12 protein-coding genes, 1 tRNA gene and 1 pseudogene are annotated in these 9,879 nt (G+C 29.6%); 8 read left to right on the forward strand and 6 right to left on the reverse strand.

Annotated features, from left to right (window positions below; all coding sequences use genetic code 11):
• The 5 genes from AMN80_RS00210 to ychF all read left to right on the forward strand — a co-directional run.
• Positions 1–353 (forward strand): laccase domain-containing protein (locus AMN80_RS00210; RefSeq protein ID WP_102133611.1); only part of this gene is annotated, 353 nt, incomplete at its 5' end.
• A 14-nt stretch (positions 354–367) separates the two neighbouring features.
• Positions 368–1,300, forward strand: a complete 933-nt coding sequence (locus tag AMN80_RS00215; protein ID WP_075520021.1) for a ribose-phosphate pyrophosphokinase — start codon at positions 368–370, stop codon at positions 1,298–1,300.
• 46 nt (positions 1,301–1,346) lie between these two features.
• Positions 1,347–2,087, forward strand: a complete 741-nt coding sequence (locus AMN80_RS00220; RefSeq protein WP_075520022.1) for a 50S ribosomal protein L25/general stress protein Ctc — start codon at positions 1,347–1,349, stop codon at positions 2,085–2,087.
• 19 nt (positions 2,088–2,106) lie between these two features.
• Entirely contained in the window at positions 2,107–2,667 is a 561-nt protein-coding gene (gene pth / locus AMN80_RS00225; protein WP_075520023.1) for an aminoacyl-tRNA hydrolase, read from the forward strand.
• On the forward strand, positions 2,667–3,740 hold the full coding sequence (ychF, locus tag AMN80_RS00230; RefSeq protein WP_075520024.1) for a redox-regulated ATPase YchF: 1,074 nt from the start codon (positions 2,667–2,669) through the stop codon (positions 3,738–3,740). Before pth ends, ychF begins: the two co-directional genes overlap by 1 nt.
• Here ychF and AMN80_RS00235 read toward each other — a convergent pair.
• From AMN80_RS00235 to petA, 3 genes are read right to left on the reverse strand one after another with little or no spacing between them, the layout of a single operon-like run.
• Positions 3,717–4,496 carry a cytochrome c1 gene (locus tag AMN80_RS00235; protein WP_075520025.1) on the reverse strand — a complete coding sequence of 260 codons (780 nt, stop codon included), beginning with the start codon at positions 4,494–4,496 and terminating at the stop codon, positions 3,717–3,719. The genes ychF and AMN80_RS00235 overlap by 24 nt on opposite strands.
• Positions 4,496–5,761 carry a cytochrome b gene (locus tag AMN80_RS00240; protein WP_075520026.1) on the reverse strand — a complete coding sequence of 422 codons (1,266 nt, stop codon included), beginning with the start codon at positions 5,759–5,761 and terminating at the stop codon, positions 4,496–4,498. The genes AMN80_RS00235 and AMN80_RS00240 overlap by 1 nt, the downstream gene beginning before the upstream one ends.
• A gap of 5 nt (positions 5,762–5,766) precedes the next feature.
• A complete protein-coding gene (gene petA / locus AMN80_RS00245; protein ID WP_075520027.1) occupies positions 5,767–6,279 on the reverse strand; it encodes a ubiquinol-cytochrome c reductase iron-sulfur subunit in 513 nt (170 codons plus the stop codon).
• Between the two features lie 68 nt (positions 6,280–6,347).
• Between petA and AMN80_RS00250 the strand changes: the two genes are divergently transcribed.
• Genes AMN80_RS00250 through greA form a run of 3 tightly spaced genes read left to right on the forward strand, consistent with a single transcriptional unit; the run spans position 6,348 to position 8,128 of the window.
• On the forward strand, positions 6,348–6,818 hold the full coding sequence (locus AMN80_RS00250) for a TrmH family RNA methyltransferase (protein WP_075520028.1): 471 nt from the start codon (positions 6,348–6,350) through the stop codon (positions 6,816–6,818).
• Positions 6,818–7,645: an oxygen-dependent coproporphyrinogen oxidase gene (gene hemF / locus AMN80_RS00255; protein WP_075520029.1), complete on the forward strand. Its 828-nt coding sequence runs from the start codon at positions 6,818–6,820 to the stop codon at positions 7,643–7,645. Before AMN80_RS00250 ends, hemF begins: the two co-directional genes overlap by 1 nt.
• 3 nt (positions 7,646–7,648) lie before the next feature.
• A complete protein-coding gene (gene greA, locus AMN80_RS00260; protein ID WP_075520030.1) occupies positions 7,649–8,128 on the forward strand; it encodes a transcription elongation factor GreA in 480 nt (159 codons plus the stop codon).
• Here greA and AMN80_RS00265 read toward each other — a convergent pair.
• The 3 genes and pseudogenes from AMN80_RS00265 to AMN80_RS00275 form a co-directional block, all read right to left on the reverse strand.
• Positions 8,125–9,390 (reverse strand): tRNA nucleotidyltransferase/poly(A) polymerase family protein, encoded by a 1,266-nt coding sequence (locus AMN80_RS00265; protein WP_075520031.1) that lies wholly within the window; start codon positions 9,388–9,390, stop codon positions 8,125–8,127. The genes greA and AMN80_RS00265 overlap by 4 nt on opposite strands.
• A 4-nt stretch (positions 9,391–9,394) precedes the next feature.
• A tRNA-Gln gene (locus AMN80_RS00270) sits at positions 9,395–9,469 on the reverse strand.
• Positions 9,470–9,502: 33 nt separating this feature from the next.
• Positions 9,503–9,879 (reverse strand): annotated as a pseudogene (locus tag AMN80_RS00275) (hypothetical protein); the annotation flags it as partial.

The raw sequence follows: 9,879 nt of genomic DNA on the forward strand, positions 1-9,879 counted from the left end.
TTAAAAAGGTAGTTAATTTTTTGATTAAATCAGGAAGTGATACCAAAGATTTGGTTGCTGCTATTGGCCCTTGTATAGCTCAAAAAAATTATGAGATTAAATCTGATTTTAAGCTTAGATTTTTAAAACAAAATACTATGAATAGAACTTTTTTCAAAAAAATAAAAAAAAAAACATATTTTAGCCTAAATAAATATGTTTATTATCAATTGAAAAGTCTTGGTTTTAAAAAAATCGATTTGATTGATATGGATACATATAATCCAAAAAATAATTTTTTTAGTGCAAGAAGAGCTATACATAACAATCAGAATGATTATGGTAGAAATATATCATTAATTATGATTAAATAACTTTTTTCAAAATAATGAAACTTCTAACAGGAAATAGTAATAAAAAATTAAGTGAAAAAATTGCTAAATATTTAAAAGAAAGACTCGTCAATTCAAGTATTAGAAAATTTAAAGATGGGGAAATATATATAGAGATTAATGAAAATATTAGAGGTAATAATATTTTTATTATTCAATCAATCTCATCTCCAGCTAATGATAATCTGATGGAGATGTTATTATGTATCGATGCCTTAAAAAGATCATCTGCAAAAAATATCACTGCTGTAATTCCTTATTTTGGATATGCAAGGCAGGATAGAAAAGTTGTGCCGAGAACATCTATATCAGCAAAATTAGTTTCTAATTTAATTACTAAAGCTGGTGCTGACAGAGTTGTAACAATCGATTTACATGCAGGACAAATTCAGGGTTTTTTTGATATACCAGTAGATAATTTATTTGCTACTCCAATATTTGCAAGACACATAAAAAAAAGAATTAAATCAAAAAATATAATTTGCGTGTCACCAGACGTTGGTGGTGTAGCAAGAACTAGGGGATTAAGTAAGTTTCTTAATTCAGGTTTAGCGATTATAGATAAAAGAAGACCCTCTCCAGGAAGATCTGAAGTAATGAATGTTATAGGAAATGTTAAAGATAAGTGTTGTATTATGGTTGATGATATAATTGACTCAGGAGGTACAATTGTAAACGCTGCTAAAGTTCTAAAAGAAAAAGGTGCAAAGGAGATACACGTTTACATAACACATGGGGTATTAAGTGGTGATGCAGTTAATAAAATTAGAAAATCAACTATTAAAAATTTAGTTATTACAGACACAATAGATAATTATAACAAAATAAAAAACGCTAAAAATATTGAAATTTTGTCTGTATCAAATTTAATGGGTGAAGCAATAAGACGTATTTCTAACTCAACATCTGTATCTTTTCTGTTCAAATAATTTTCTTGTTTTATTAGTCAACATGAGTTAAAAAACTTTTTTTTTTATGAGTACTTTAGAAGCAAATATTAGAAATAACAAAACATCCGGTGAACTAAAAATAATAAGAAAACAAGGAAATGTTCCAGGTATTGTCTATGGTGGATCAGAAAAAAACCAAAATGTATCCGTATCTATAAAAGTACTAAAAAGCTTAATGGAGCAAGAAAACTTTCTTTCGAAAATTATAAAACTTAAGGTCGACGGTAAAGAAGAAAGCGTATTACCTAAAGATATATCTTTTGATGTAATCACAGATGAGCCAATACACATAGATTTCTTAAGAGTTGTAAAAGGTTCAAGCGTTATAATTGAGATACCTGTTAAATTTATCAATAATGAAAAATCTCCAGGTTTAAAAAGAGGTGGAGTGCTTAATATTGTTAGAAGAAAAGTAGAATTAAAATGTCCATCTGAAAATATACCAAGTGAATTAATTGTTGATTTGGACGGGGTGGATATAGGACATAGTTTTAAGATATCATCAATAAAATTACCCGAAAATGTTATTCCAACTATTACGGGAAGAGATTTTGTAATTGCTACTGTAGCAGCACCAACAGTAATTAAGGAACCAGAAAAACCAGCTGAGGCCGCAGAAGGTGAAGAAGGAGTAGAGGGTTCTACAGATGCACAAGAAGCAGCAGCGCCTAAAGATGGAGCAGACGAAAAAGGCGGAGCTGAGGCAGAAAAAAAAGATACTGGTAAAAAAGATGAAGGTAAGAAACCTCAATCAGAAAAAAAATAATTGATAAAATTTAATTTACATGTTTTTATTTGTTGGACTAGGTAATCCCACGCCAAATTCAGAGAACAATAGACATAATATTGGTTTCAAAATAATTGATGCCATAAACTCAAAATTTAAGTTATCAAAACAAAAACCTAAATTTAAAGGTCTTCTAACAACTGGAAATATCAACGAAAAAAAAGTTTATGCGATAAAGCCATTAACATTTATGAATAACTCTGGGATCTGTATAAGAGAACTTATAGAGTATTTTAAAATTCAAGCTGAAAATATAATAGTCTTTCATGACGACTTAGATATTGACTTTGGTAAGATTAAAACAAAGTTTGGAGGTTCTAGTGCGGGTCACAACGGGATAGAATCTATAGATAAATTTATAGGTAAAGATTACTCAAGAGTAAGAATAGGAATTGGTAAACCAAACGATAAAATTGCAGTTTCAGATTATGTTTTAAAAGATTTTGACGATGATGAAAAACAGCAACTAGAAACTTTAAAAAATAATATCACTGAAAATTTAGCTATTTTAATTGATAAAAAACTAGACCTTTTCTCAAGCACAGTTAATAATAAATAATGGGATTCAAGTGTGGTATCGTTGGATTACCAAATGTGGGTAAATCAACTTTATTTAATGCTTTAACTAATTCATCAAAAGCTCAGGCGGGTAACTTTCCATTTTGTACAATAGAACCTAACGTTGGCGTTGTTCCAGTTTTAGATAATAGATTGGACAAATTGTTTGAAATCTCTAAATCGAAAAAAAAAATTTATACAACTATAACTTTTCTCGATATTGCGGGTTTAGTGAAAGGTGCTTCGAAGGGAGAAGGATTAGGTAACAAATTTTTATCACATATTAGAGAAGTTGATGCAATAGTTCATTTATTAAGATGTTTTGATTCCGATGATATCCAAAATGTAAATAAGGATGTAAATCCTATAAGAGACTTAGACATTATTGAAACAGAAATGAAGCTTGCTGACTTAGAGTCTATAGGAAAAAGAATAGATAAAAAAAATTTAAAAAAGATTACAGATGATGAATTGAACATACTTAAGACAACTGAGGATTATATTAATAACGATAAAGATTTAAATGACCTCAGAAATTTATTTGATTTGGATTTAATTAACAAATCTGGCTTACTGTCTTTAAAACCAAAGCTTTATGTGTGTAATGTTGATGAAAAAAGTATTTCATCAGGAAATAAATATTCGAATGAAGTTCAAAAAAATAAGAAAATTGATAATACAATTTTAGTATCTGCAGAAATAGAAAATCAGATAAATAAATTAGAAGATAATGAAAAGAAAAATTTTATGGAATTAATGAATATTGAAAAAACTGGTTTAAATTATTTAATTGAAAAAGGATATAAATTACTTGAGCTTGAGACATTTTTTACCTCAGGTCCTGAAGAATCTAGAGCATGGACTGTAAAAAAAGATAGCACTGCTCCTGTCGCTGCAGGAAAAATTCATTCAGATTTTGAAAAAGGATTTATAAGAGCGGAGACAATTTCTTTTAATGATTTTGTTACGAACAATGGTTGGATAAATTGTAAAAACAACGGAAAAATGAGACTAGAGGGAAAAGATTATATAGTTAAAGATGGGGATATTTTAAACTTCCGTTTCAATACGTGACCAGATTTTTTTCATACTAAAGTAAACTAGTATGCTCAATATAATAAGGTAGACAATTGCTCTAAAGCCTATTTTGTGTCTTTGTTCTAAATGAGGTTCTGCTGTCCACATTAAAAAGCTCACTACGTCTTTTGCCATTTGTTGTTCTGTAGCACTAGTGCCATCAGCATATTCAACCAGACCATCGGACAAAGGTGCTGGCATTTTAATTTTATTTCCATACATATATTTATTGTAGTGAACTCCATCATCTAATTTCATTCCTACTGGGGGGTCTTCATATCCAAGCAAGACTGAGTAGACATAGTCAGCCCCGCCCTTTCTAGCTTTAACTAACACGGACATGTCTGGAGGATAAGCGCCACCGTTTGCTGATTTAGCTTCTTCCTCATTTGCATAAGGCATTGCAAATTTATCAGATAATCTTGCAGGTCTCGTAAACATTTCTCCCTCTGGATTTGGTCCATCTAATATTTCAAAATTGGCAGCTATAGCTTTTGCTTCTTGCACTGAAAACTCTGGGCCACCCTCCTCTGAAAGATTTCTGTAAGACATATATTTTAATGAGTGACATGAAGCACATACCTCTTGATAGACCTGGTAACCTCTTTGTAGGGATGCTCTATCAAACTTTCCAAATGGTCCTTTAAAAGTCCAATCAGTTGTTAATAGTTTTTCAGCATTTTCCGCAGAACTAACTATGTTACCTGAAATCAAAAAAAAAATTAAAGAAAAGTACTTAACAAATTTTAACATTACAGCTTTTGAGAATTTTCTTTACTTCTGGCTGGTTCTGCATTTAAAGAGCCGCCTAAAACAGGTTCGGATATACTCATCGGCAACGGCAGGGTTTTTTCAACTTTACCTAATATCGGTAAAATTATTAAAAAGTGTGCAAAATAATAAGCAGTTCCAATTCTTGCGATTAATAAATATAAACCTTCAGCAGGCATTGCACCAACATAGCCTAAAATCAATACATCTAAAACTAATATCCAATAAAATTGTTTATAGATCGGTCTAAAAACTGCAGATCTAATTTTAGAAGTATCCAACCAAGGTAATGCTGCAAGAATTAAAATAGCTGACAACATTGCTATAACCCCCATAAGCTTATCTGGGATTGATCTTAAAATTGCATAAAAAGGTAAGAGGTACCATTCAGGAACGATATGAGCTGGCGTTACCAATGGATTAGCCTCTATATAATTATCAGCATGACCTAGCACGTTAGGTGAGTAAAAAACAAAAAATGCAAATAATATCAAGAACAATAAAAGAGCAAATAAATCCTTAACAACTATATAAGGATGAAAAGAAACGGTGTCTTTAGATGGTTTTTTTATATCAATTCCAATCGGGTTGTTATTTCCAGGAACATGTAAAGCCCATATATGTAGAACTACTAAACCTAAAATTAAAAAAGGTATTAAATAATGTAATGTGAAAAATCTTGTTAGAGTTGGATTGTCTACAGAGTAACCGCCCCACAACCATGTAGTAATACTTTCGCCTACTAAAGGAATAGCGCTGAACAAATTAGTTATAACTGTAGCCCCCCAAAAACTCATCTGTCCCCAGGGTAAAACATATCCCATGAAAGCAGCTGCCATCATCAGTAAATAGATCATAATTCCTAAAATCCAAATAATTTCTCTTGGTGATTTATATGATCCATAAAATAAAGACCTAAATATGTGTATATAAACTGCAAGAAAGAACATTGATGCTCCATTTGCATGGATGTATCTTATTAACCAACCATAGTTAACGTCTCTCATTATGTGTTCAACACTACTAAAAGCTAAATCTGCATGAGCGATATAGTGCATAGCTAAAACTAAGCCTGTTATAATTTGAGTTATAAGGCAAAAAGTTAAGATGCCACCAAATGTCCACCAGTAATTTAAATTTTTTGGAGTCGGATAATCTGTTAAATGGTTTGCTAATGTTAATAAAGGCAATCTGTCATTAAACCATTTTCCAAATTTTGACTTAGGTTGATAATTATGTTCACTCATATCTTTTATCCAATTTTAATTGTATTACTGTTAACGAATTCATATTTAGGTATTTCTAAATTAGTTGGAGCTGGACCTTTTCTAATTCTACCTGAAGTATCGTAGTGAGAGCCATGGCAAGGACAAAACCAGCCATTATAATCTCCTTTATCTGCAAGAGGCACACATCCAAGATGAGTACATACTCCGAGCATAACAAGCCATTCGGGGTTTGATGCTCTATCTTCATCTTTCTCTGGATGTTTTAGTTCAGTTAAACTCACTGCTTTTGCCTCGGTAATTTCGTTCTCTGTTCTTCTTTTAATAAATACAGGTTTGCCTCTCCATAGTACAGTTATTGACTGACCTGGTTGTACCAAACTTACATCAACTTCAGTTGTGGCTAATGCCTTAACAGAGGCATCGGGATTCATTTGATCAATTAGAGGCCAAGCTGCTGCTCCAACACCAACTACACCAACTACTGTTGAGGCTGTATAAATAAAGTCTCTTCGATTAACTTTTTTTTGATCTGACATTTTAATTATTAAATATACCTAATATATGAATTCATATAATATAAAAGCTAAATATATCCATAGTAAGAATGACACATAAAGAACAAAAATTTGCTCCTAAAATTGCACTTTATCAGCCAGATATACCACAAAATACCGCATCAATTATTAGGACCTGCTCTTGTTTAGGAATAATGCTTGAAATTATTGAGCCATGCGGGTTTATCATGAATGATCGAAAGTTCAAAAGAGTTGTGATGGATTATTATGATGCTAAAAATATTCAATTTTACAAAAGTCCAGAAGACTTTTTTATTAATAAAAGAAATACAAGAATAATTTTAATGACAACTAAGTCAAAAAAATCATATAAAGAATTTCTGTTTAAAAAAAATGATACTGTGTTATTTGGTAGAGAAAGCTCAGGTGTACCGACTAGTGTACACAAAAAAGTAAGTCATAGATTAACTATTCCCATGATGAATAAAAAAAGATCACTAAATTTGTCATCATCAGTATCAATTGTGGTTTCAAAAATTCTAAATCAAAATAATTTTTAATGGACAAAGATATAAAAAAGAAATTAACTAGGAATTGGTTTATAAACCTGCAAGAAATGATTTGTAACACAATACAACAAATTGAAGGCGGTAACATAAAATTTTCAAAAAAAAGCTGGAAAAGAAATATAAAAAGGGATGAAGGAGGTGGCTGCTATTATATCCTTAAAAATGGAAAAGTATTTGACAAAGTTGGTGTCAACTTTTCAGAAGTTTATGGAAAACTGACTGAAGAATTTAAAAAGAAAATTCCTGGTACAAAAAATAATAGAGATTTTTGGGCATCTGGCGTATCCGTGGTAATGCACATGAAAAATCCTCATGTGCCAGCTATGCATTTTAATACCAGATATATTTATACAAATTACGGTTGGTTTGGAGGAGGTATGGATGTTACTCCATGCTTTAATGACTCAGCTGTTAAAAAGATATTATTTAAAAGCTTAAAAAAAATGTGTGATAGGCATGACAAAAAATATTTTGGAAAATATAAAAAATGGTGTGATGAATATTTTTATTTACCACACCGAAAAGAGCCAAGGGGAATTGGTGGAATTTTTTTTGATTATAAAAGAGAAGATTGGGAAAAAGATTTTGGATTTGTAAGGGATCTAGGAATAAATTTTATTCAAATCTTTAATCAAATTATTAGTCTTAGAAAAAGTAAAAAATGGAATTTGAAACATAAAAATATTCAATATTTAAAAAGAGGTAGATATGTAGAATTCAATTTACTATATGACAGAGGCACAAAATTCGGTTTACAAACTGGTGGAAATGTTGAGGCTATATTAATGTCACTTCCTCCTTTAGCAAAATGGAAATAAAATATGAGTAATAAAGAACCAATTACAGTAGAAGGATTAAAAAAGTTATCAGAAGAACTTGTTTTTTTAAAAGAAAAAAAAAGACCTGAAATAGTAAATGCTATTTCGGAAGCTAGATCACACGGAGATTTAAAAGAAAATGCTGAGTACCATGCCGCAAAAGAACAGCAATCTTTAAATGAGGGAAGAATTCAAGAAGTAGAAGATACTATAGCAAGAGCAAATGTAATAGATGTAACTAAACTTGAAAATAATGGTAAGGTAATCTTTGGTGCAACTGTTTCTCTTCAAGATTTAGACAGTAACGAGAAAATTAAATATAAACTTGTTGGTAAAGACGAAGCAGATATTAAAAAAAAATTTATATTTTATCAGTCGCCTATCGGCAAAGGTCTGATTGGAAAAAATAATGGTGACCTTGTAGAAATTAATACTCCGTCAGGCAAAAAAAATTTTGAAATTATAAAAGTGGACTACGTTTAATTTCTTAAAATACTATCAACTTTTTCATCAGCTAATTTAAAATTATTACTCAGCCATGCAGTTTCTAATTGTTTGAGTTTATCACCTAATAGCTTACCATCCTTATAATTATATTTTTCCTTTAAAAATTTAGCGTTAAAAGGAAAAACTGGCGCTTTCTGCATTTCACAAAATGTAATTAACTCATTAATATTATGAATATTTTTAGATTTGAGAATATGAAATTTGATTAGGTCAATTACTTTATATTTACCATGTTTATAGAGGAGTATTTTTAAATTTTTCTTTTCAAAAAAATTCTTATTTAAATCTTTATAAGTATTTTTTAAAAATAATATTCTATCTTTTTCATCTTTAGATATGTTAAATTTATGCACAAAATAATCCGCATTATCAGTTTCATCGATTATTAAAAGGCTTATTAAAAAGGTAAAATCATTTTCATTAAAAAGATTTTCATTGCTTCTTTTCTCAATATTTTTAATTATATTAAAATTAATAATTTGAGGAAAAATTAATTGTATTATTTCTCTTGAAAACTGATCTTTGGGTATTTTAAAAAAACCTTTAGATAGAATTATTTTTTTTAACTCACTAAGCAACCTTTCGCCTGATATTATATTTATACCACTAATATTTTGTTTGATTATTTTTTTAATTTTCTCTGAATGATTATTTTTTGAATAGATTAGGAAAAACCGAATATATCTTAAGATTCTCAAATAATCTTCTTTAATTCTGGTTGCAGGATTTCCAATAAATTTAACCCATCCATTTAACAGATCTTTTTTTCCATTAAATGGATCAAACAATTCTCCGTTTAAATTTGAATAAATTGAGTTAAATGTGAAATCTCTTCTTTTTGCATCTTCTTTCCAATTCTTACAATATTGGACCTCGGCAAATCTTCCATCTGTTTTTACATCTTTTCTCAAAGAGGTTATTTCGAATTTTTTCTTTTCTATAATTGCTGTTATCGTCCCATATTTTTTTCCAACATCAGTATATTTAATATCATTTTTATTTAAACAATTCACAACCTCATCTGGATTAAGGTTGGTTGCTAGATCAATATCATTTATTTTCTCACCCAATATATTTTGTCTAACGCATCCTCCAACAAAAAGTATTTCACTTTCTGTTGAGTGGTCGTTTATTGAATTAAAGATTTTTTTTATTTTTGAATCGTTTTTTAAATTTTGTAATCTATTTTGAGAGTTAATATTATTTTTTGTAAAAATTTTTAAAAACTTTTTTATCATAAAATGGCTGGGGCGCTAGGATTCGAACCTAGGAATGGCGGTACCAAAAACCGCTGCCTTACCACTTGGCTACGCCCCAAAGTCAATTTCTTATAACATAAAGTTTTAATATTTATATAGTTTTAGACAAAACAGACCAATATTTCGGGTAATTTTTTCTAAACTTTTTGATGCTATTTATAATAGAATTTCTTGATTTAGAATAGGCGACAAAACATGACCCCGATCCTGTCATTTTAACAAAATTTATCCCAGGCTGATTTTCAAGAAATTTAATAGGTTTTTTTAATTCCGGATATTTTTTTATTACGATATCTTGCAAATCATTTTTCAGACTGCCTAAATTATTGAATTTGTTTTTAATATTTTTTAGTGGTTTTGAGTATCTTTTTACTTTGGAAAAAATATACTTTGTCGAGCAACCATATTTTGGCATAAATAATAATAAAAAATATTTTGTCTTTCTGTTCAATATTTTTACAGAATTAT

The sequence above is a fragment of the Candidatus Pelagibacter communis genome (assembly GCF_001179985.1).
Classification (GTDB): Bacteria; Pseudomonadota; Alphaproteobacteria; order Pelagibacterales; family Pelagibacteraceae; genus Pelagibacter; species Pelagibacter ubique_J.

What these genes read in the sequence shown, in the direction of transcription:
- AMN80_RS00265 (WP_075520031.1), bottom strand. Translation starts at nt 9,390, where the DNA reads ATGATAAAAAAGTTTTTAAAAATTTTTACAAAAAATAATATTAACTCT.
- petA (WP_075520027.1), bottom strand. Translation starts at nt 6,279, where the DNA reads ATGTCAGATCAAAAAAAAGTTAATCGAAGAGACTTTATTTATACAGCC.
- AMN80_RS00220 (WP_075520022.1), top strand. Translation starts at nt 1,347, where the DNA reads ATGAGTACTTTAGAAGCAAATATTAGAAATAACAAAACATCCGGTGAA.
- AMN80_RS00215 (WP_075520021.1), top strand. Translation starts at nt 368, where the DNA reads ATGAAACTTCTAACAGGAAATAGTAATAAAAAATTAAGTGAAAAAATT.
- AMN80_RS00235 (WP_075520025.1), bottom strand. Translation starts at nt 4,496, where the DNA reads ATGTTAAAATTTGTTAAGTACTTTTCTTTAATTTTTTTTTTGATTTCA.
- ychF (WP_075520024.1), top strand. Translation starts at nt 2,667, where the DNA reads ATGGGATTCAAGTGTGGTATCGTTGGATTACCAAATGTGGGTAAATCA.
- AMN80_RS00240 (WP_075520026.1), bottom strand. Translation starts at nt 5,761, where the DNA reads ATGAGTGAACATAATTATCAACCTAAGTCAAAATTTGGAAAATGGTTT.
- pth (WP_075520023.1), top strand. Translation starts at nt 2,107, where the DNA reads ATGTTTTTATTTGTTGGACTAGGTAATCCCACGCCAAATTCAGAGAAC.
- greA (WP_075520030.1), top strand. Translation starts at nt 7,649, where the DNA reads ATGAGTAATAAAGAACCAATTACAGTAGAAGGATTAAAAAAGTTATCA.
- hemF (WP_075520029.1), top strand. Translation starts at nt 6,818, where the DNA reads ATGGACAAAGATATAAAAAAGAAATTAACTAGGAATTGGTTTATAAAC.
- AMN80_RS00250 (WP_075520028.1), top strand. Translation starts at nt 6,348, where the DNA reads ATGACACATAAAGAACAAAAATTTGCTCCTAAAATTGCACTTTATCAG.